Source organism: Streptomyces sp. NPDC039480 (assembly GCF_055597165.1).
In genome coordinates this window covers 559974-581807 of the sequence record NZ_JBVITX010000003.1, presented here as the reverse complement: position 1 = coordinate 581807, position 21834 = coordinate 559974, and the positions used below count along the sequence as shown (strand labels likewise).

The 21834-nt window shown below is 70.8% G+C and carries 17 protein-coding genes; 10 read left to right on the top strand and 7 right to left on the bottom strand.

Going from position 1 to position 21834, the window contains the following annotated elements; genetic code table 11:
- Positions 1–61: 61 nt before the first annotated feature.
- Both sigJ and ACZ56E_RS13270 read right to left on the bottom strand, forming a co-directional pair.
- Complete coding sequence (gene sigJ, locus ACZ56E_RS13275; protein ID WP_471213846.1) at positions 62–973, bottom strand: RNA polymerase sigma factor SigJ; 912 nt, start codon at positions 971–973, stop codon at positions 62–64.
- Between the two features lie 163 nt (positions 974–1136).
- The gene (locus tag ACZ56E_RS13270) at positions 1137–2654 is read right to left on the bottom strand and encodes an MFS transporter (protein WP_471213845.1); all 1518 of its coding nucleotides are present in this window, start codon (positions 2652–2654) and stop codon (positions 1137–1139) included.
- A 180-nt stretch (positions 2655–2834) separates the two neighbouring features.
- On the opposite strand from ACZ56E_RS13270, the gene ACZ56E_RS13265 reads away from it, so the two are divergent.
- Complete coding sequence (locus ACZ56E_RS13265; RefSeq protein ID WP_471213843.1) at positions 2835–3320, top strand: ester cyclase; 486 nt, start codon at positions 2835–2837, stop codon at positions 3318–3320.
- Positions 3313–5013, top strand: a complete 1701-nt coding sequence (locus ACZ56E_RS13260; protein WP_471213842.1) for an AMP-binding protein — start codon at positions 3313–3315, stop codon at positions 5011–5013. Before ACZ56E_RS13265 ends, ACZ56E_RS13260 begins: the two co-directional genes overlap by 8 nt.
- Positions 5014–5071: 58 nt before the next feature.
- On the opposite strand, the gene ACZ56E_RS13255 is transcribed toward ACZ56E_RS13260, so the two are convergent.
- Complete coding sequence (locus ACZ56E_RS13255; protein WP_471213841.1) at positions 5072–7207, bottom strand: ATP-binding protein; 2136 nt, start codon at positions 7205–7207, stop codon at positions 5072–5074.
- 542 nt (positions 7208–7749) lie between these two features.
- Between ACZ56E_RS13255 and ACZ56E_RS13250 the strand changes: the two genes are divergently transcribed.
- The 5 genes from ACZ56E_RS13250 to menC all read left to right on the top strand — a co-directional run bounded on the left by ACZ56E_RS13250 (position 7750) and on the right by menC (position 12434).
- Positions 7750–8637, top strand: coding sequence for an ArsR/SmtB family transcription factor (locus ACZ56E_RS13250; protein WP_471213840.1), 888 nt, complete (start codon positions 7750–7752; stop codon positions 8635–8637).
- 148 nt (positions 8638–8785) lie between these two features.
- A complete protein-coding gene (locus ACZ56E_RS13245) occupies positions 8786–9205 on the top strand; it encodes a hypothetical protein (protein ID WP_468605223.1) in 420 nt (139 codons plus the stop codon).
- Positions 9206–9425: 220 nt separating this feature from the next.
- A complete protein-coding gene (locus ACZ56E_RS13240) occupies positions 9426–10517 on the top strand; it encodes a M20 family metallopeptidase (protein WP_471213839.1) in 1092 nt (363 codons plus the stop codon).
- Positions 10514–11302 carry a GNAT family N-acetyltransferase gene (locus tag ACZ56E_RS13235; RefSeq protein ID WP_471213837.1) on the top strand — a complete coding sequence of 263 codons (789 nt, stop codon included), beginning with the start codon at positions 10514–10516 and terminating at the stop codon, positions 11300–11302. Before ACZ56E_RS13240 ends, ACZ56E_RS13235 begins: the two co-directional genes overlap by 4 nt.
- 31 nt (positions 11303–11333) lie before the next feature.
- A complete protein-coding gene (gene menC / locus ACZ56E_RS13230; RefSeq protein ID WP_471213836.1) occupies positions 11334–12434 on the top strand; it encodes an o-succinylbenzoate synthase in 1101 nt (366 codons plus the stop codon).
- Between the two features lie 12 nt (positions 12435–12446).
- Here menC and ACZ56E_RS13225 read toward each other — a convergent pair whose 3' ends face one another.
- Positions 12447–14171 (bottom strand): PucR family transcriptional regulator, encoded by a 1725-nt coding sequence (locus ACZ56E_RS13225; protein ID WP_471213835.1) that lies wholly within the window; start codon positions 14169–14171, stop codon positions 12447–12449.
- Between the two features lie 132 nt (positions 14172–14303).
- Between ACZ56E_RS13225 and ACZ56E_RS13220 the strand changes: the two genes are divergently transcribed.
- On the top strand, positions 14304–15056 hold the full coding sequence (locus tag ACZ56E_RS13220) for a phosphotransferase family protein (RefSeq protein WP_471213834.1): 753 nt from the start codon (positions 14304–14306) through the stop codon (positions 15054–15056).
- A 57-nt stretch (positions 15057–15113) separates the two neighbouring features.
- Here ACZ56E_RS13220 and ACZ56E_RS13215 read toward each other — a convergent pair whose 3' ends face one another.
- Together ACZ56E_RS13215 and ACZ56E_RS13210 are read right to left on the bottom strand one after the other, a co-directional pair.
- Complete coding sequence (locus ACZ56E_RS13215; protein ID WP_471214093.1) at positions 15114–17558, bottom strand: ABC transporter permease; 2445 nt, start codon at positions 17556–17558, stop codon at positions 15114–15116.
- Positions 17558–18247 carry an ABC transporter ATP-binding protein gene (locus ACZ56E_RS13210; RefSeq protein ID WP_471213833.1) on the bottom strand — a complete coding sequence of 230 codons (690 nt, stop codon included), beginning with the start codon at positions 18245–18247 and terminating at the stop codon, positions 17558–17560. Before ACZ56E_RS13210 ends, ACZ56E_RS13215 begins: the two co-directional genes overlap by 1 nt.
- A gap of 222 nt (positions 18248–18469) precedes the next feature.
- Here ACZ56E_RS13210 and ACZ56E_RS13205 point away from each other — a divergent pair, with 222 nt between their 5' ends.
- Positions 18470–19765 carry a sensor histidine kinase gene (locus tag ACZ56E_RS13205; RefSeq protein ID WP_471213832.1) on the top strand — a complete coding sequence of 432 codons (1296 nt, stop codon included), beginning with the start codon at positions 18470–18472 and terminating at the stop codon, positions 19763–19765.
- Positions 19762–20502: a response regulator gene (locus tag ACZ56E_RS13200; protein ID WP_471213830.1), complete on the top strand. Its 741-nt coding sequence runs from the start codon at positions 19762–19764 to the stop codon at positions 20500–20502. Before ACZ56E_RS13205 ends, ACZ56E_RS13200 begins: the two co-directional genes overlap by 4 nt.
- On the opposite strand, the gene ACZ56E_RS13195 is transcribed toward ACZ56E_RS13200, so the two are convergent.
- Positions 20477–21826, bottom strand: coding sequence for a cytochrome P450 (locus ACZ56E_RS13195; protein WP_471213829.1), 1350 nt, complete (start codon positions 21824–21826; stop codon positions 20477–20479). The two genes, ACZ56E_RS13200 and ACZ56E_RS13195, sit on opposite strands and share 26 nt — an antisense overlap.
- Positions 21827–21834: the final 8 nt, after the last annotated feature.

The following is a 21834-nucleotide window of genomic DNA, read 5'->3' as shown; positions in this document are numbered from 1 at the left end:
GGGCCGACTTCTGGGGCGTGCCGCGAACACTCAGCGGATGCCTGGAAGCCGGCGCGGCCGCTCAGGGGATGACCGGGACCCGGCGCAACTTCTCCGGGTTGCGTACGGCACGTACGGAGGTGATCCGGGGGCGGTCGCCCACGAGGTCTATGTCGACGGCGACCACGGCGAAAACCCCTGCGGGGGTGGCCAGTACGGCGGCGGGCGCGCCGTCGTGCTGCTCGTCCATCCGGACCACGAGCCCGGCCGGATAGCCGCCCGCGGTGGACGCGAAGTACTCGGCGACCGTGGAGGCCCCGTGCAGCGGAACGCGCGGGGTCTCCGCGTGGCCGTTGCCGTCCGCCCACATGGTCACGTCGGGGGCCAGCACCGTCATGAGCGCCTCCACGTCGCCGCCGAGGCAGGCGGCGACGAAGTGCTCGGTGATCTCACGGACCCGTCGGCGGTCCGACTCGAAGCGCCGGTTCCGCAGCCGCACATGGCGCCGGGCGCGGCTGCCGAGCTGTCGTACAGCCTGTTCGGTGCGGTCGACCGCCTCGGCGACCTCGGGGAAGCTGAACCCGAACACCTCGTGCAGCACGAACACCACACGCTCCAGCGGGGAGAGCGTCTCCATCATCACCAGGACCGCCATGCCCAGTGACTCGCCGAGCAGTGAGGACTCGACCGCGACGTCGGACGAGACGAGCAGCGGTTCGGGCAGCCAGGGCCCCACGTACTCCTCGCGCCGGGTCCGGCTGCGGCGCATCTCGTCGATGGAGGTGCGGGTGACGGCCCGCACCAGATAGCCGCGGGGATCGGCGACGGAGTCCGGGTCGACGCGCTGCCACCGCAGCCACGTCTCCTGGACGACGTCCTCGGCGTCGGCGACGGTACCGAGCATGCGGTACGAGATGCCGAACAGAAGCTGCCGGTACCGTTCGAACGGATCCGAGGTGCCGGATCGCTCGGAGACGGCTGTCGCCTCGGCCATGACTCTCCGTTCCATGTGCACTCGAGTTCAGGACGCGTCGCCATTGATCGCCAACTGCCCTGCCGAGTCTACAATCCCGGGCTCGCACCCCGACTGCCGATTCCTGCCGTTCTCCAAGCGGAATCCACTGATTCAGCGTGCGGAATTCCTTGGAAAGAATTCCCTAGTCCCTGGCCCCGGTGACGTCCGCCTTCGCAGGCGGTTCCGCGGCCAATTCCGGCTCGGGTCGCGGGGCCGGCGGCAGAAGCATGGCGAGTGCGGAACCGACGACGGCCACCGCGACCGTCAGGAACAGGCCGTAACGCACCGCGTCGGTGAGGCCTTCGGCGTACACCGAGTCCGTCAGCCGGCCGGCCTGCTGTCGCACCTCCTCCGGGACACCTTCGGCGGCGAGCCGGTTCTGGAGCAGGGCGCCGACCGCTGCACCGCCGACGACCGCGCCGATCTGCCGGAACGTGGTGAACATGCCGGAGGCGACGCCGGTCAGCCGCGGTGGGATCTCCTGCATCGCGAGGGTGCTGGTGGGCGCGAAGACCAGTCCCATGCCGACACCGAAGACCACCTGGCCGGGGATGATGGCCCACACGCTGGAGTCCGCCTCGGCCATGACGGCGGTGAGGGCGATACCGGCTCCGAAGATCAGCAGCCCGGGGATGAGCAGCTTGCGGCCGCCCAGCTTGCCGACGGCGCTGCCGGCCAGCGGCGCCACGAACATCGAGACCAGCGGTCCGGGTACGAGGGCGAGACCGGCCTCCCCCGCGGAGAGCCCGAGCACGGACTGCAGGTAGAGGGTGAGCGGCAGCAGCACACCGATGGAACCGAACAGCAGCATCGCGCCGAGCAGGGCGGAGACGGTGAACCCGCGGCTGCGGAACAGCTCGAACGGCACCAGCGGCCGCCGGTCCTGACGGGCCCGCTGGTGCACCGCGAAGACCCCGAGGAGCGCCACGCCGAGTACGAGGACCAGCGGGATGCTGAGGAAGGACTCGATGGTGCCCCAGTCGTAGCGCTCGCCCTCGATCAGCCCGTACACGATCAGGGTGAGACCCGCCGTGGACAGTACGGCGCCCGACAGGTCCAGCGAGGACTGCTGCCCCGTCCGGACGTCGGGCACCACGACGACCGCGCCGATCAGGGCCACCGCGCCGATCGGCAGATTGATGAAGAAGATCCAGCGCCAGTCGAGACCGGAGACCAGCGCGCCGCCGACGGTGGGCCCCGCGACCGTGGCCAGACCCGCGACGGCGGACCACACGCCGAAGGCCGCCCCGCGCCGCTCCGCCGGGAAGACGGCGCTGATCAGGGCCAGGGTCTGCGGCATCATCACCGCGGCGCCGAGCCCCTGGACGGCCCGCGCCGCGATCATCTGCCCCGGGGTGTCCACGAGGCCGCACACCACCGATGCCAGCGTGAAGACCGCGAGACCGGCGGCGAAGACCCGTTGCGCCCCGAAGCGGTCGCCGAGCCGCCCGGAGAGCAGCAGCAGTGCCGCGAAGACCAGCATGTAGGCGTTGGCGAACCAGAGGATGTCGTCCAGTGACGCGCCGAGCCCCGCCGCCATCTCGGGAATGGCGATCGTGACGATCGTCGTGTCCAGCAACGTCATGAAGGAGCTCGCGCAGAGCACCGCAAGCACCAGCCAGGGGTTCCGCTGCCGAGTGTGTGGTGCGTCCGTGACCATCCTGCGGCCTCTCGTTCGTCGTCATGTGAGGTGCTTCAACAGGACCGACGCAGCCGGAGGCGAAACCGTGACATGGGCGCGGCAGGAAGCAAGAGTCCTGTCACACTTCGCGGCGCAGCTGCGTCGGTACTGGGTGAGAGGGAAGGCCGAGCACCACGACAGGGAAGGCAGGAGCGGACATTGAACGGCGAGACGCTCATTCAGCGATATGTCAGGGCCCTCGGAGAGCAGGACTGGGACACCCTCACCGCGCTCTACGACGAGGACGCCGTCTTCTACACGCCCCTCAAGTGGGGGGTCAAGGGCGTCCCGTTCATCCTCCAGTTCTGCAAGGCCGTACACCAGGGCTTCCCCGGCGTACGAGTGGCTCTGCACGACGAGTTCTCCAATGCGGACGGCACCCGGGTGGCGTTCCGCTTCTCGATGCACTGGCACAACACCGGCCCGTTCCTCGGGCAGGAGCCGACCGGCGAGCGCGGGACGAGCATCGAGGCCCACACCGTGCGGGTCCGCGACGGCCGCATCACCGAACAGGTTGTAGCCGTCGGGTCGTTGCACCTGCCGTACATTCAACTCGTGCGCTGGGGCATGGAGTTCCCCCGCGACCTGGTCGACCCCGCGCCCGAGATCGTATCCGCACCCCGTGACGGGGGAACGCGTGGCTGAGCCCGCCGCTTCCACCGCCCCACCGCACGAACCGGATGCCGGGGAGATCCCCTTCGGCACCCGGCCACCCGAGAACGTCGCCGCGCGCATGCGTGAGCGCGGCTGGTGGCGTGACCGGTCCATTGTCCAGGACCTCCTCGACACGGCCGCCGAACACCCCGAGGCCCCTGCCGTCGTCGCCGCCCGCACCGATGCGGCCGACCCGGTCACCATCGGCTACGCCGAACTCGCCCGCCACGCCGAGCGGTTCGGCGCCGCCCTGCTGTCCCTCGGGATCCGCCGCGGCGACCGGGTCGCCTTCCAGTTCCCCGGCTGGTGGGAGGCCGCGGCGCTCACCCTGGCCTGCGCCTGGACGGGTGCCGTAGCGGTGCCGCTGCTGCCCACGATGCGCAGCCGGGAGACGGAGCGGCTGCTCCGGGTGACAGGGGCGAGCCTCTGCGTCGTCCCGGGCACCTGGAACGGCTACGACTACGCGGCGGCCCTCGAAGAGATCGCGCCCCGGCTCCCCGAGCTGCGCCACCGGGTCGTCCACGGGGACAAAGTGCCCGACGGAGCCGTCGACTTCGCCGCGTACTTCCTGCACACCGCGCACGAGGACCGGCTGCAGCAGCCGATCGAGGTGCCCTCCGGACGGGACCTCGACTCGGTGATCCTGGTGATGTTCACCTCCGGCACCACCGGCGAGCGCAAGGCCGTGCTGCACACCGAGAACACGCTCCATGCCGGGACCGCCGCGGCGGCCGACGCCGCCGAGCGAGGCTGGGACAAGGGTGAGGTGTTCTGCTCACCCCACCCCGTCTCAGGGCTCGCCGGTCTCCTCTACTGCCTTTGGGGGCCGATCCTCGCCCAGGGCACCGGGGTGTATCTCGACACCTGGAACGCGGCGGAACAGCTGAAGCTGATGGCGAAGGCGCGGGTCACCCAGGTGTTCGCCGCGCCGCCCTTCGCGGCGCAGCTGGTCGAGGCACAGCGGGCCGTCCCGCACGAGCTGACCGCCCTGCGGTTCGTCATGTGCGGGGGCGCGCCCGTGGTGCCGAAACTCGTGGCCGACGTCACCGACGCCTTCTCGGTGCCGGTGCGCACCTGTTGGGGGATGACCGAACTCGGCATGGGCATCCGCACTCCGGAAGGTGGGCCGCCGGCCGGTTCCGTCCGCAGTGACGGGCGCCCCCTCGCCGGCCTGGAGATCTCCCTGCGGGAGGTCCCGGGGGAGGACGGCGTGCACCGGCTCTGGGTCCGTGGCCCCTCCGTCTGCGTGGCCGTGTGGTCGCCCGGTGCGGACGGTGGCGCGGCGCAGGCGACGTGGACGCGCGACGAAGGGTGGATGGACACCGGTGATCTGGTCCGCGACGACGGCGCGGGCGGTGTGCGCTTCGAGGGGCGCGCGAGCCGCCGGGTCGGCGGGCCGTACATGATCCCCGTGGCGGACGTGGAGGGGGAGATCCTGCACCACCCCGACGTACGCGAGGCCGTGATCATCGGATACAGCGGAGAGGACGGCCAGGAACACGCGTGCGCGGTACTCGCGCCCCGCGCGGAGCGGACGCCTGACCTGGCGGAGCTGCGCGCGTTTCTCGCGGGACGCGGAATGACGGAGTGGTACATCCCTGAGCGGGTCGTGGGAGTAGCGGAGCTGCCGAAGAACGAGAACGGAAAGATCCTCGTCGGGGAACTCCGCCCGCTGCTGGCCTGAGGGCCTGTGTCACCACTCCGGCCGGACGGTCGATCGGCCCTCAACGACCGTCCGGCCGCTACCGCGCCTGCCGCTGCGCCACCCACTGGGCGATGTGGATGCGGGACGGCACGTCCAGACGGCGCATGATGTGCCGTACGTGATTCACCACGGTCCACTCCGACAGGTTGAGCCGAGCCGCGATCTGCCGGTTGGTCAGTCCGTTGCTGACGAGCAGGGCCACCTCGTACTGGCGGGCAGAAAGGCGCGCGGAGTCGGGCGCCGCAGCCGGCGTCGGCCCGGTGGGCAGCGGGGTGGCCAGCGCCTCCTGGGCCGCGGCCCACGGAGTCAGCGCCCGCCCCGCGCGCCGTACCGCGTCGTACTCCGGACCCGAGCAGAACTCGCGCAGTTCCCGCGCGGCGGTGGCGGGCACGGCCGTGGCCGGGAGCGGATTCGCTCCAGTCGCCTCCCGGATGGCCGTCGCGGCGGCGAGAATCCTGGCGATCCGCTCGCCCTGCTCCGGCAGGCGTTGCCACAGCAGATGGGCGCGGGCTTCCAGGGCCGGGGGCAGCATGGTGCGCTCCCCGACGGCCTGGAGTCGGAGCAGGCCTTCGTGGAGCAGGCTCTCCGCCCGCTCCTGATCGCCGCGCGCGATGCTCACATCGGCGCGCTGGACCAGCACGAGGCCTTGGCCGCGTATGTCCCGCGCCCGCGCGTACACGGTCTCCGCCGCGTCGAGCAGGTCCGAGGCCAGCTTGGCGTCGGTCTGGCGGGCCCGCGCGGCGAGTGCGAGTGCCGCCTCCCCGACCTCTTCCGGCGCCGGGGACGTCCGCGCGGCCGTAAGGACATGGTCCGCCAGAGCGCGGGCGTCGGCGGCTGCCGTGTCGGGCCGTACCGTGGAGAGTTGGGCGAGAGCGGTCAGCTCCTGGTGGCGCTGCCCGCACTCCGCATGGGCGATGGCGGCTCGCTGGAAACAGTCCGCCGCGAGATGGCTGTCCCCGGCGGCCAGGGCAAGCGTGCCTCGCGCCGCCTCGGCGCGTGCGGTGAGGTGCTGGTGCCCGGTGCCGGTGAGAAATACGGCAGACGCATCTGCCAACAAACGCTCACCAGCTGCCAGTTGGCCGCATGTCAGCCAATAGCGGCGCAAGGCCAGCGCGGCCAGGGCGGTGTCATGCTGCCGCCCCCGCGCGGTGAGATGGGAGAGGGCGGCCCGGATGTTGTCGTGGTCCGTCGCCAGCCGGCCGAGCCATGCGTGCTGCCGGTGCCCGGCCAAGTGCGGTTCGGCCCGCAGCGCCAGCGCGAGGAAGTACTCGGCGTGCTGATCGCGTACGTGGTCCAAGGTGCCTGCTGCTTCGAGCCGCTCCAGGCCGGACTCCCGGACGATGTGGTACATCGAGCACCGGGTTTCCCCGTCCGAGGTGTCGACGCGCAGCAAGGCGTGGGAGGCCAGGGCCTCGACGGTCTCCTCGGCTTTGTCGGCGGGCAGGCCCCAGAGCTCCCTGATGGTGGTGAGGCCCATGCCGCCGACGGCCACCGACAGCCGGGTGAGGAGATCGAGCTGGTGCTCCTCGAGCCGGTCGTGGCTGCGCTCCGAGATCGCGCTGACGGAGCGGTGCCGGGGTGAGCGTGTCGGGTGACTGCCCCCGAGGACCGGCCTGCCGTCCCGCAGCCGGGTCAACAGGACGTCGAGGTCGAACAACCGCAGCCGGTTGGCGGCGAGTTCGATGGCGAGGGGGATGCCGTCGAGGCGGGCACAGATCTCGGCGACGGCCCGGGCGTTGTCCACGGTCAGGGTGAAGGAGGGGATGATCCTCCTGGCCCGGTCGAGGAAGAGTGTCACCGCGGGGTGTTCCTGGATCTCCGACACGTCCTGCTGGTAGGGAGGCGAGGGCGCAGCCAGGGGCCACACAGGGACTACCTGCTCGCCGTGGAGACGCAGCGGCCTGCGGCCGGTGGCAAGGATCCGCAGCAGGGGCCGCTCGTCGAGAAGCACGTCGACCACGGCCGATGCCGCGTCCCCCGACAGTTCGAAGCCGTCGAGGATCAGCCAGGACTCGGCCGTAGGTGGCGGTACGTCCATGGCCTCGGCCAGCTCCTGCGGGGCCTCGATCTCATGGGCGTCCACGTGCCGCACGACGGGCAGCGCGGCGTGCGCCACCGCGGCCTCGGCGAGCCGCGTCTTGCCGACGCCGCCGGGCCCGACGAGGGTGATCAACCGGCCTGCGGGTTGCCTGAGTTGGTCGAAAAGGTTCTGAAGGTCGAGGCTGCGTCCGGCCAGGGGAGTGCGAGCCGATGCGGAGGGCCGTGACGCATGCCCGGAACGCACATCCGGTGGCTTTCCGCCCGCTGCCGCCACATGTGCCTTCATGGGCAGTCCCTGGTGCCACGAGAATGGCTCTCGGATGTGCTCCGCTGTCTCCGTCGCCTCCGCTGCGCATTGATCATTTCTGCCGCCCCCGTCGATCTGGAGAAAAAGAATCTTGGTTCAAAACCGCGCTGTTGGTTTGTTATCGAAGTCTATAAGTTGGCACGCCCTTTCCGCACGGACCTTTCGGGGCTCTCCAGTGAGCAACTGCCGTGTGCCTGGCCGACTTTGGTCCTCGACCGGGATCTCGTGCGTGACACAGTGTTGGTCCAGCATCGAAGGCCAACGGGGGAACCATGCTGCGCATCCATTTCACTGGCAGTGATGTGGAGAACGTGAGGCTCGCCCGGCGACCGGACCCGCTGTGGGAGATCGTGTGCAGCTTGTGCCGCTTGCAGACCCGCGAGGGTGCCCTCGCCTTCGCGCCGTGGCGGCGGATGGCCGGCGGCCTGATCCACCGGGGCGAAGAGGCCCGAGGGGCGGCATCGGCGCTGTCCACTCTGGTCCCGCGCGCGGCGTACTTCCCCGACTTCCTCACCCCGCCCGTCGAAGGCGGCCCCCTCGAGCTGCGGGAGGGCATCGACCGGGTGCTCGCGACACCGAGGCGCCGGCTGCGCCACGAGCTGGCCCTCCTCTCGGCGAGCGGCGGACGGCCCTGGGCGGGTGCGGAGTTGGCGCGCGGTGACACGGCCGCGCTGACCGCGCTGGGCGGCAACCTCCGTACGTACCACCGGGAGTTCATCGCGCCGGTGTGGCAGCACATCGACGCGGCCACGGCGACGGACCGGGCCGTGCGCACCCGCGCCCTCGTGGACGGTGGGACGCGGGCGCTGCTGAACAGTCTGCGGCCGATGGCGGTGTGGGAGCCGCCCGTCCTGACGGTCGACTATCCGGTCGAGTACGACCTGCATCTTCAGGGCCGGGGCCTGCTGCTGGTCCCGTCGTACTTCTGCTGGCGGCGCCCCATCACCCTGGCCGACAGCGAACTGCGGCCCGTGCTCATCTACCCGGTCGACAAGACGCCACCATGGTCCGCCGCCTCCCCGGCGTCGCTGGTCCGCCTGCTCGGGCCCACCCGCGCCGCGCTCCTGTACGAGGCCGCTGTGCTCGCCTGCCCCACCACCTCCGAACTCGCCCACGCGACGGGGATATCCCTGCCGAGCGTCAGCCAGCAGCTCGCCGTGCTGCGGGAAGGCGGACTCATCGCGTCCCGACGCGACGGCAAACGCGTCCTGCACACCGCGACCCCGATGGGCCAACAGCTCCTCGGCAGTCGCTGACGCCACCCACCTGCCCGACGTTTTGGCTGGAGCCAAAACCACATGCGCTCCGATTCCCGGGCCGCCCAGGCTGTGCACGGAAGACACGAACCACGCCGAGCACAACCGCCGAGCACATCCACCGAGCGCAACCGAGGAGTGCAAGCACATGCTGATCAAACACTCTGTACTCGCGACGGCCGTCGCCCTGGCCTCACTCACGGGAGCCCTGGCGGCCACCCAGGCCCAGGCGGCCCCGGTGTCACCACAGGCGGAGTCACCCAGGGTCACGCCCGCACCCGAGAGGGTCTTTCACACGACGGACGGGCTGAGCTCCTGCCCGAAGGGCCGCTTCTGCACCGAGACGTGGGACCCGGTGAAGAAGAGCTGGAAGATCCACGTGTTCTGGCAGTGCGGCACTTACACGCTGATCGCCTGGGAGGGCGTAGGCGCCTACATCAACAACCAGGACGGTGCGTACGCCAAGGTGCTCAACCAGGAGAAGAAGCTCGTGTGGCCGGAGATACCGCCGAACAACAAGAAGGGGTGGGGCAACTGGTCGGATGCGTGGTTCATCCGCCCTTGCTGACGGGCCCCCGTGACCGAAGCGCCGCTGGACCAGTCGTTCAGCGATACGAAGTGCTTCGCTGAGATTGGGTCGGTACGACGAACCTTGGCTCCTCTCTCTCGCCTAGCGTCATGGGCATGTATCCGAGGAGGAGCCGAAGGTGACGAAGGTGACCGAAAATCTGGGGATTCCTGCGTTTCCTAAGATTCCCGAAAGTCCTGAAATTCCCGAGCTGCCTGCGATGCTCGCGGACCTTGAGGAACTCGTCGTGTGCGAGTCCTTCTCCGCCGACTTGGACGCCGTGGCGCGCAGCGCGGACGTCGTGGCCGCCCAGGGGGCGCGCCACCTCGGCGCCTCGCCGGAACGCCTCGTCGTCGACGGCGTCACACATCTGCGGTGGACGTTCGGCACCCCGCGCGTGCTGCTGCTCGGCCATCACGACACGGTGTGGCCGATGGGTTCCCTGGCCACTCATCCGTGGTCGGTGGCCGACGGCATCGCGCGCGGGCCGGGTGTCTTCGACATGAAGGCCGGTCTCGTGCAGATGTTCCACGCCCTGGCCTCGCTGCCCTCCCTGGAGGGCGTCTGCGTCCTGGTGACCGGGGACGAGGAAGTCGGTTCGGACACGTCGCGGGCGCTGATCGAGGAGATGGCACGGAAGTGTGCGGCGACCTTCGTCCTGGAGGCGTCGGCGGACGGCGGTGCGTTGAAGACCGCCCGCAAGGGCACCTCCGCCTACGAGTTGGTGGTACGCGGCAAGGCGGCCCACTCCGGCCTGGAACCGGACAAGGGCGTCAACGCGGCGGTGGAGGCCGCGCATCTGATTCTCGCCCTGGCCGGCCTTGCCGAGGAGGCCAACGTCGGCGCCCGCGACGCCTGGCACACCACCGTGGTCCCCACGGTGGTCAAGGCCGGGTCGGCCACCAACACGGTGCCCGCCGACGCCACGGTCAGCGTGGACGTCCGCGTCCCCTCCCTCACGTCGCAGAAGTGGGTGGACACCGCCATACGCGGCATGAAGAGCACGGTCCCAGGAGCGCGGGTGGAGGTCCGCGGCGGACCCAACCGGCCTCCGCTGGAGGAGGCTTCCTCCGTCGACCTGTTCGCACGGGCCGGCCTTCTCGCTCAGCGGCTGGGCCTTGATCCGCTGGTGTCGGCGGCAGTCGGCGGGGCGTCCGACGGGAATTTCACGGCCGGACTCGGCTGCCCCACCCTGGACGGCCTCGGTGCCGTCGGCGGCGGGGCGCACGCCGACGACGAGCACGTGGTCGTCGCCGAGCTGGCCCCCCGCGCCCGGCTCCTCGCCGCCCTCGTCGAGGAGGTCACCCGGTGAGCACCCTCGACGTACAGGAACTGCACGAACTCCACGAACTGGAGCGTGTCAACGCGCTGTTCGAGAAGATCTGGGGGAGTGCTCCCGGCAGCTCCCCCATGGGAGTCGAGCAGATGCGGGCACTGTCCCACGCGGGCAACTACATCGCCGGAGCCTTCGCCGAGGGCCGACTCGTCGGCGCGTCCGTCGCCTTCTTCGCTGCTCCCGTCGGAGAGGCACTGCACTCGCACGTCACCGGTGCGCTGCCCGGCCATCGGGCGGGCCTTGCCCTCAAGCTGCACCAGCGCCGGTGGGCCCTGGCGCGCGGCCTCCGGCGGATCACGTGGACGTACGATCCGCTGGTCCGGCGCAACGCCTACTTCAACCTGACCAAGCTGGGCGGGCTCCCGGTGGAGTACCTCACCAGCTTCTACGGCGAGATGGACGACGCGATCAACGGCGGTGACGACACCGACCGTGCGCTCGTCGCCTGGGAGCTGGACGGCCCCGCGGCGCTCGCCGCCGCGGCGTCCACGCGCCCCGCCCCCGCGGCGGTTCCCGACGACGCCGCGACCGCGCTGGCGGTACGGGACGGCCTGCCCGTCATCGGCCGCCGTGACGCCGCGACGCTGCTCGTCGAGGTCCCGCCGGACATCGAGGGGCTGCGTCGCGCCGACCCCCGCGCGGCGAAGGCGTGGCGCCTGGCCATGCGCGAAGTGCTCGGCGGCCTGCTCGCCGAAGGCGCCCGCGTCACCGGCTTCCACGACCGGACTTCCTACGTCGTCGTACGCGACACCACCGCGTGACCCCTGAACCCTCCCCAGGAGCTCAAGCCTCATGAAGATCAATGGAATCGAACTGCGCCGGATCGCGATGCCCCTGCGGGCGCCGTTCCGGACCTCCTTCGGCGTCGAGACCGCCCGTGACGTCCTGCTCGTCCGTGTGGTCACGCCCGACAGCGAGGGATGGGGCGAGTGCGTCGCGATGTCCGAGCCCCGCTACTGCTCCGAGTACGTGGACGGCGCGGCTGACGTCCTGCGCCGCTTCCTCATCCCCGCGCTGCCCGCCGAAGCGGACGCCCACGCGGTCAAGCGCGCCATGAAGCCGTTCAAGGGCCACAAGATGGCCAAGGCGGCACTGGAGACGGCCGTCCTCGACGCCCAACTCCGGGCATCGGGGCAGTCCTTCGGGTCGTTCCTCGGCGCCGACCGCGAGCGCGTGCCGTGCGGCGTCTCGGTCGGCATCATGGACTCGGTCCCCGAACTCCTCGATGCCGTGGGTGGGTTCATCGAGGAGGGCTACGTACGCATCAAGCTCAAGATCGAACCGGGCTGGGACATTGCCCCGGTCCGCGCGGTGCGGGAGCGGTTCGGTGACGACCTGCTCCTCCAGGTCGACGCCAACGCCGCCTACACCCTGGCCGACGCCCGCCGGCTCACCAAGCTCGACGCCTTCGACCTCCTCCTCATCGAGCAGCCGCTCGCCGACGACGACCTGGTCCAACACGCCGCACTCGCCAAGCAGTTGCGTACGCCCGTCTGCCTGGACGAGTCGATCGAATCCGCCGAGGACGCCGCCGCGGCCCTCACCCTCGGCGCCGCGTCGGTCATCAACATCAAGCCCGGCCGGGTCGGCGGCTACCTGGAGGCCAAGGCCATCCACGACCTGTGCGTGGCCCACGGCGTCCCGGTGTGGTGCGGCGGCATGCTGGAGACCGGCCTCGGACGCGCCGCGAACGTCGCCCTGGCCGCGCTGCCCGGCTTCACCCTGCCCGGCGACACCTCCGGATCGAGCCGCTACTTCGCCACGGACGTCACCGAGCCCTTCGAGCTCGCCGGAGGCCACCTCGACGTGCCGACCGGTCCGGGACTCGGCGTCGATCCGGTCGCCGAGATCCTGGAGCGGGTGACCACGGCCAAGGAGTGGATCCAGCTGTAGCGGCACATGCCTTCAGCCCTGGACGTCCGAGGGACGCATCAACCGCAGTTGCAGCATGAGAGCGAAGCGCGTGGAGGGATCCCGCAGATCGACCTGCGCCACCTCGGCGACCCGCCGGATGCGGTAGCGGAAGGTGTTGGGGTGGACAAACACACTCGCCGACGCGGCGATGACGTCGCCGAAGGCGTCCAGCCACGCGCGGAGCGTCTCGACCAGGTGCGCGCGGTGGTGGGCGTCGTACTCCACGAGCCGGGCCACCGGCCTGAGCAACTCGTCTCCCTGCACCGCGGCCATGTCCCGCAGATCCAGGAGCAGGGCGTCGATGTACACGTCGCCGATGGAGGCCACGCGTCTGTTGCTCGGGTCGGCCGGGGCGCCCCGGCCGCCGCCCCGGCCGCCCCGGTCGCCCTGGCCACTCCGGCCCCCTTGGTCACTCTGCTCGCCCTGGTCGCTCATCAGCACCCGCAGAGCCCGCTCCGCCCGGGCCCTCGACCGGCTGAGGGCCGACGGGTCGGTCGCCACCGACCCGATGCCGATCACCACCGGGGAACGCTTGCCGGCGCGCTCCACGAAATGGGCCGCGATCTGTACCGCCCGCTCCTGCCCGGCCTCCGGGTCCGCCGGCACCGGCACGATGGCATAGGCGACATCGCCCAGCAGGGCCAGCGCCGACCGTGGCTGCACGGCATTGAGGTGGATGCCCAAGGCACTGGTCAGCCGCTGCCGTTCGGCAGCGAGGTGCGCATGGTCGCCCCGCTGCCCCTGCCCTCCGAGACCCATGGCCATCACCACCGTGGGCTCCTCCACGAGCCCCAGCCGGGCCAGGGCATCGGCCGCCCCCACGCCGCCCTCCAGGACCGTGCTCACGAGATCGGCCCGCAGCCGGTTCTGCGCGTCGGCACCGGCCCGGTGGCGCAGCAGGTGCAGCGCGACGAGCTTGGCGGCGTCCTGGAAGGCCTGCTCACGATCGGGCGTCAGCGGCTCCTCGACCGCGGCCCACACCGACCCGAGGAACTCGTCACCGGCGCGCACCGCGACGGCCACCCGCGGCAGGGCGGTCTCCCGCTCCTCGATGGTGGCGGGGGCGATGTACACCGGACGGTCGCTGCGGTACAGCTCACCGAAGACACCCCGGCTCTCCAGGATCCGCAGGTATCCGTCGGGCACCCGGCGGGCCAGGATCGTGGCGACGCGTGCCTGGTCCGCCTCGTCCTGACGGCCGGAGAAGGCCAGGATGTGCTGGCGGCGGTCCTCGATCGTGATCGGCGCGTCCAGCAGCGTCGCGACGGCGTTGGCCAGCGCGAACAGATCACCGGAAGGAACCCCTCCCAGCGACTCCACGCCCGCGTCACCGATGTCCCCCTCGGTGAGCAGCGTCCGCAGGAGCTCCGTCAGCTGCGACCACGACGCGCCCTGCGTCAAGCTGATCAGAACCACGCCCGAGGCCGCCGACGCGGCTGCCAGCGCCTCGTCCCGCTCCACAGGACCGCGCACCACCAGGGCGGCCGCGCCGAGCCGGCCCAGCTCCCGCATGAGCCGGGCGATCTCCTCCGTACCGTAGACGCCGACGCCCAACACGATGGCGCGCGGCGGGTACGTGACCTCGTCCCCCGGGTCGTGGATGACGACGCCGCCCACCTCATCGGTCGGCCCAGGGCTGCCGTGCACGAGATCGAGCAGGGCAGGACTGAAGTCCTCCATCACCCGGACAAGACTGGTGCGAAGGTTCGACGGCATGTCACTGATCACCACCTCAGGCTAAGAGGCCGACCGGTCCGGCGGGGCGGCGGCGTAACCCTGAAGGAATCGGCATGGTCCTGAAGGAATCGGCATGGCCCTGAAGAAGCCGGTCCGGAATACTGCTCGCCCATGGAAGAGGTCAACGTCGTCGTCGCCCATTCCGAACGCGCGACCTTGCGCGTCGGAGACGTGTTCCTGAAGGTGGACGCCGACCAGGCGCGCATCGACGTCGAGGTCGACGCCATGGCCCTGGCGCCGGTCCCGACCCCGGAGGTCCTGTGGCGCAAGCCGCCCGTGCTCGCCATCGCCGCGCTCCCGGGGACGACGCTCGGCCGCCTCGGCGAGCCGTCGACCGCGCCGCCGGCGGCGTGGGCCGCGGCGGGCGCCGCCATCCGGAAGCTGCACGACGGCCCCTTGCCGTCCTGGACCGGCCGGGCCGGGCGGGGCCTTGCCGAGTTGACGGCGGAACTCGACGACGAGTGCGAGTGGCTCGTGACGAACGACGTCCTGCCCGCCGACCTGGTCACCCGCAACCGCCGGATCGCCGAGGCCGCGCTCCGGCCGTGGACCCCGGCTTTCACGCACGGCGACCTGCAGATCGCTCACGTCTTCCTCGACCGCGGCGAGATCACGGGCATCATCGACTGGTCCGAAGCGGGCCGGGGTGATGCCCTGTACGACCTCGCCACCTTCACGCTCGGCCAGGAGGAACACCTCGGCGACGTCATCGCCGGCTACGGCACCGACGTGGACGTCGACATCGAAGTGATTCGCGCCTGGTGGTCGTTGCGCAGCCTGCTGGCGATTCGCTGGCTGGCCGAGCACGGCTTCGATCCGACCGCGCCGGGGTGTGAAATCGACGTACTCAAATCCCGGATGTGAGGCCGCACAGGCAGCCGGATCTCAGCGAAACTTCTCAGTGAGATGCGGAGCCTGACGCTACTCGGTGCGCAGTGCTGTCGCCGCACGGGCCTTGGCCGCCCAGCCGGCCGGAACCAGCGCGCCCAGCACGGCCGGTACGACGCCGCCCAGCCCCAGCAAGAGCAGCTCAACGGGTGAATACACATCAAGGACCTGCGACGGCATACCGGTACCTACTGCGCGCCCCATCACCGGCATGACGAGGCCGTGCAGGACGTACCCCATCGGCACACCCAGCAGAGCACCGATCACACCGATCGCCGCCACCGAGGCGAGCACGAGGCTCATGGTCTGCCACGGAGTCATGCCGACCGCTTTGCAGACTCCCAGGTCGTGGATGCGTTCCCGGGTGTCGAGTACGACGGAGTTGAGGATGCCGAGGCCGGCCACGCAGACCAGCATGAGGGTCAGCAGCAGGGCCATCGCCTCCATGATGAGAATGACGCCCTTCTGCTCCGCCGGGGGAGTGGTCGTGGCGTCGCCGCCCAGCGGCCGCACCGCCGCGGCGAGCTTCCGGGCGTACTCGTCGGCTGCGACGCCGGGCTGCACCTCGACGAGGAACGTGCTGGGCTCGGCCGCCGGGAAGTCGGCCATCTCCGCGTGGATCTCCAGCTCATCGCCCGACGTGTCGAAGGACTCGCCCACGATCCGCAGCTCGGCGCTCTCCTTCTCGTGGGTCACCCGCACCGTGTCACCGACCTCGGTGCTGGTCCGCTCCAGGAAACGCGTGGGCACGACGACCTGCCCCTTGCCGGTGATCCAGTGCCCGGAGAGCATCTCGTGGCTCCCGTCGCGCGCATCGCCTTCGTAGAGGCTGATCTGCACCGAGCCGGAGACCCCGGCCACGGTGGCCTCGGTCCGGAGCTTGCCGTAGTACGAGGCCGAGCCGGCCAGGGACTTGATGGCGGACCGCACCTTCACCGGGTCGGCGGGCTTGGCCTTGGACGTACGGACCGTACTGCTGCTCACGGGAGACGAGCCTGCCCCACCACCCCCGACACCTGTCCCATCACCCCCGACAGGAGGCGGCGCCGGAGGAGCGATGTGGTCCAGCTTGGCTCTCGTGACCGTCACCGTGACCGCCGCACGGCTCTCCGGATCCTGCGAGGCGCCGATCGCGCTCAGGGACGAGGTCAGCCCCACCGCGAAGGTCACCGCGACCGTGCCGGACGCCACCGCGAGCAGCATCGCCAGGGCACGGACCGGATGCGTGAAAAGGGTGGCGAGGCCGTAGGTCACCGGCCGAGGCAGCGGCAGGCGCCCCAGCGCCCGGTGCGCCCACTGCCCGCGCCCCGTGCGCGGCGCCCGGCCGACCGCGATGGCCTCGACGGTGTGCAGGCGTCCGGCGCGCAGGGCCGGGATCAGCGCCGCGAGACCCACGACGAGCAGCGCGGCGGCAGGCGCCACGATGTCCACCCACCAGGCCACCGAGAGCGAGACGTTGCCGTACACCGACTCCGTGTCCGCCAGCATCGGCACGGCCAGGAGATTGCCCAGCAGGACTCCCGCGGCGATGCCGCCGCAGGCGGGAATCAGAGCCTGGGCCACGTACGCACGGACGACCTCGCGCGGAGTGAAGCCGATGGCCTTGAGGATGCCGATCCTGCGCAGGCCGGTGCCGACCGCACCGCTGACCACGCTGCTGACGATGATCACCGACATCACGATGCCGAGCACACCGAAGGCCAGCACGAACGGGACGGTCGCCGCCGCACCCTGATCCGCGGCGCGCTTGGTGTCCAGCCAGGACTGGGTACCCAGCAGCGCCCCGGGCGCCACGGAAGCGGCGAGCGCGGCCCGGTCGGCGAGGATGTGCTCCTTCGTGCCCGCGGACTCGAAGCGGTAGAGCATCTGACGGGTGACGGGTCCGCCCTGTGACGCCAACGCCTCGACCTGCGCCGGGGTGGCCCAGGAGTCGGCGCTCCTGCCGCTCGACACGGCGAAGCCGACGACCGAGAGGGCCGGTGCTTTCGCGGTGTCCGCGGTCCTGATGGTGGAGCCGATCTCGGTGGTGGGCCCCTCGAACGACGAGCTGAGCACGATCTCGCCCGGCTTCTGCGCCCACCGGCCCGACTTCAGTTCCAGGCGGTCCACGTCACCGCCAGGCCCGGACCGCCCGACCAGCGTCAGCGTCGGCAGTCGGAAGCCCGTCCGGTCCACCGGGCGGAAAGCCGTGGACGGGAAGGGGCCCGCGCTCGCGGTGACGCCGTCCAGCTTCCCGGTCTCCGCCAGCCGCGCCGCACTCACCTTGGCCGGATCGAACTGTGCCGTGAGATGCGCACCCCGCTGCTCGGTGAAGGCATGGTCGAAGGGCGCGGCCGCGGCGACCATCAGCGCCCCCGCGACCACGGCCGACGCCACAGCCATCATGGTCGCCACGGCGATCACGACGCTCTGCACGCGCCGCCGGCCGACCCCGGAGCGCACGACCCGGCCCAGCGCGCCATGGCCGAACACGCCCATCAGACGGCCCGCGCACACGTGTCGAGGGCCAAGTGACCGTCGACCAGATGAATCGTGCGGCTCGCGCACGCCTCCGCCAGCGCCAGGTCATGTGTCACCAGCACGATGGTCTGGCCACCTCGGTGCAGTCCCGTCAGCAGATCGCGGACGTCATGGCCCGAGGCGCTGTCGAGCGCACCGGTGGGCTCGTCGGCGAGCAGCAGCTCGGGCCGGTTGATCAACGCCCGGGCGACACCGACCCGTTGACGTTCACCTCCCGACAGCCGGCCCGGGTAGGCGCGGGCGTGTCGGGCGATGCCCAGCATCTCCATCAGCTCACTCGCGCGGGCCGCGGCCTCGCGCCGACCGGTCCCGGTCAGCCGGGCCGGGAGCTGGATGTTGTCGAGGACGGTGAGGTCGTCGAGCAGATTGAAGAACTGGAAGGCCATCCCGATGTGCGCGCGACGGAACTTGGCGAGGGCGCGCTCACCCAACATGTCGATCCGCCGCCCCGCCACGGTGACGATGCCCTCGGTCGGCTTGTCCAGGCCGGCGACGAGGTTCAACAGCGTGGACTTGCCACTGCCCGAAGGACCCGTCACGGCAAGGGCCTCACCCTTGGCGACGCCGAGCGTGAGCGGTCCGAGCACCGGCACACCGCCGCTGTCGTAACGCTTCACCACACCCTCCAGTTCGATCACTTGATTCATGCGGGCTGTCCGTCCTTACGGTCGCGAGAGGCAAGGTGCCGTTGCCGGCCCGGTGAACCTACGAGCGCCACTCGTGCAGGCGCGTCGGCCGCGGAACCAAGATCGAGCCCTCCGCGCGGACGATCCTGCCGAGACCCCCTACCTGAGGAGGAGGACCAGAGGCCAGTGCCCTGGTCAGCCAGGCGGCCGCGGACCGGCCGCGGGGCGCAGCACAATGTGCGGATGGAGACGGAAGACCGGCGCAGCAGGCGGCAACAGGTCATCGACGCGCTGCGCCCCGAGGCGAAGCCCGCTCCGCTGTCCGGGCGAGCGGTGAGCGCCGATGTGGTGCTGGCGGTCGTTCTGGCCGCCGTCTCCCTGTTCGTCGCGGTGCGCTACCCCGGTGAGGGGCCGGTGCACATCGACCCGCCCACGATCGACACGGGGAACGGCGTCCCCGCTCCACCACCACCCGGCCCCGACCACGCACCCGTGGAGGACGACCTTCCGTCCGCCCCCTGGGCCCTGGTCGTCCTGTCGACACTGCCGCTTGCGCTGCGGCGCCGCTACCCGCTGGCCGTCTTCGCAACGGTGTCGGGCGCGAGCCTGGCCATCGGCGAAGCCGCCTCCTGGATCACCGTCCTGGCCTGTGTCGTCGCTGCCTACAGCGCGGTCGTGCACAGCCGTTACCGGATCATGGCGATCGCCGGTCTGGTGACCGCCGCCGTGCTGTCCGGTTTCGCCTTCCGTAACGCGGACCCCATGGTCCCCGGGTGGTCCAGCCCGGGATTCGTGCTGCTGGTGGCCGGAATGCTGGCCAGCCTCGTCCGCTTCCTGCAACTGCGCCTCGCGTCGAGCCGGGACCGGGTCGTCGAACTGCAGGAGGCTCAGGAGCAGGCCATGCGCCGGGCCGTCGAGGAGGAGCGGGCCCGGATAGCCGCCGAGCTGCACGATGTCGTGACCCACAATGTGAGCGTGATGGTGATCCAGGCGGGCGCGGCCCGCAAGGTGATGGACGTGGTGCCCGAGCAGTCCAAGGAGGCTCTGCTGGCCGTCGAGGCGGGCGGCCGGGCCGCCATGGCCGAACTGCGCCATGTGATGGGCCTGTTGGCAGCCCCGGACCAGGAGAAGCCCGACGGCCTGGAACCCCAGCCCGGGCTCGCGCAGCTCGACGCGCTGGTCGCCCGCGTACGCGCGGCAGGCACACCCGTCAGCGTCGAGCTGGCGCTGCCGCCGGAACCGCTGCCACCGGGAGTGGACCTGGCGGCGTATCGCGTCGTACAAGAGGCACTGACCAACACGATCAAACACGCCCGCGGTGCGGAGGCATCCGTCACCATCGGCTGCACCGACGACAGCCTGCGGATCGAGGTGACGGACAGCGGCGGCACGAAGGATTCCCCACCGGTGGAGAGCAACGGCCGCGGCCACCTCGGGCTGCGCGAGCGCCTGGCCGTCTACCAGGGCGAGCTGACGGCCGGCCCGACCCGCACCGGCGGCTACCGTGTCACGGCCCGCATCCCGAGGAGGCCGGAATGACAGCGAGCACCCCCACACTGCGGGCCGTCATAGCGGACGACCAGGCCCTCGTGCGCTCCGGCTTCAAGATGATCCTGGCCGCGGACGGCATCGACGTGACAGCCGAGGCCGCCGACGGGGCCGAAGCCGTCGCAGCGGTCCGCCGCACACGGCCCGACATCGTCCTCATGGACATCCGGATGCCGGAGATGGACGGCATCGAGGCCACCAGACGCATCCTCGCCGCTGATGGCACGCAGGAGACCCGCGTCGTCATCCTCACCACATACGACCTCGACCATTACGTCTACGCCGCGCTCACGGCCGGCGCCAGCGGCTTCCTGCTCAAGGACGTCACCCCCGAACGGCTGGTCGCCGCCCTGCGCCTCGTGCATGCCGGCGACGCTCTCCTCGCCCCCACGATCACCCGACGACTGGTCGAACGCTTCGCCCACCGCGAAGACCCACAGACCACCACCCCCCACCGCGCCCTCTCCGACCTGACACCACGTGAACTCGAAGTACTCCGCCTGCTCGCCACCGGCCTCAGCAACGCCGAGCTGGCCTCCCAACTCTTCCTGAGCCAGACCACGATCAAGAGCCACATCGGCCGCATCCTGTCGAAGCTGAATCTGCGCGACCGCGTCCAGGCTGTGGTCTTCGCCTACGAGACGGGGCTGATCGCGCCGGGCGGGGCCTCGTTGAGACCTAGTGTGGAAGACGAGGCGACCTTCACCGGCTGCGCGGGGTCAGTGTGAGGCCGACGCGGCCGCGTGGGGGCAGTGCCACGGCCAGACGCGGGCGCGGGTCGCCGAAGACCCGCACGTCGTAACGGCTCAGCACGGTGGCAAGGATCAGCACCGACTCCATGGCGAAGAACGCCTGGCCCACGCACTGGTGGGCGCCGTCCCCGAAGGGCAGGTAGGCCATCGGGTGCCGCGCGCGTACGGCCGGCCTGTCGAAGCGGTGGGGATCGAAGCGCAGCGGGTCGGGCCAGAACTCCTCGAGCCGGTGGGTGAGATAGGGAGAGATGATTAGCGTGGTCCCGGCCGGCACCACCACTTCACCGACGTGATCGTCCTTCTTGGCGACTCGGGGGACGGCCCAGGCCATCGAGTACAGCCGCATCACCTCGGCCATCACCTGCTGCGTGAAGACCAGTTTCCGTGCGTGCTCCGGTCGCAGCGGCCCGCCCGCCAGCACCTGATCGGCCTCCTCACGGATCGAGGCCACCACAGCCGGATGCCGGGCCAGGACCACCCAGGCCCACGTGAGCGTCAAGGCACTGGACTCCGAACCGGCCACGAACAAGGCGACGATGTCCTGACTCACATGGTCATCACTCAAGGGCCGGCCATCGGCACCGCTGCCGCCCAGCAGAGCGCTCATCAAGTCCGCCCCGTCGGCGTTGTCCTCGCGCCGGGCCGCCTCGATGACCGGCAGCAGCGTGGCATTGATGCTGCGAGTTGCCCGCAGAAACGCACGGTCCCCAGGCATCGGCACCCGGTGCGAAACGAAAGGCATCGCCATACGCCACAGCAGCGCACCCAGCGCGGTGGCCACCTCCGTGCCCAGCAGGTCGCACTGCTCCGCGCTGATACGGGAGCCGAAGAAGACCGGGTTGATGACCCGGTGCACCAACCGGGTCATCTGCGCCACTGTGTCCACCGGCTGCCGTCGGGAGAGGCCCGCCAGTTCCTCGACGCCCTGCTCGACGGAGGCGGCGATGCCCGCACCCGACCGCTGCAAGTACCCGCCCGACATCCCCCTGCACAAGATGTCCCGGCTGGCCAACCACCCCGGCCCCTCACCGGCGATGCCCCCGCCGGTCAGTCGCCCCAGCGCGTCCCACATCGCCGCCCCGCGGACATAGTTCTCCGCGCCGTCGCGCAACACGTACTGCAGATGATCAGGGTGGGTGACCAGCAACGGCCGAAAGGGCCCGAGCTCCAGCCGCGCCACCGTTCCTTGCGCCCGCCGCCCGACCTCTTCCACCAGCCCCAGGGGACCGCCGCGCGCCAGCCGGCCCACAATGTGGCGCAGAGGCACGGCCTGCACACGATCGACAGTGGGTGCAGGCATCACGACCG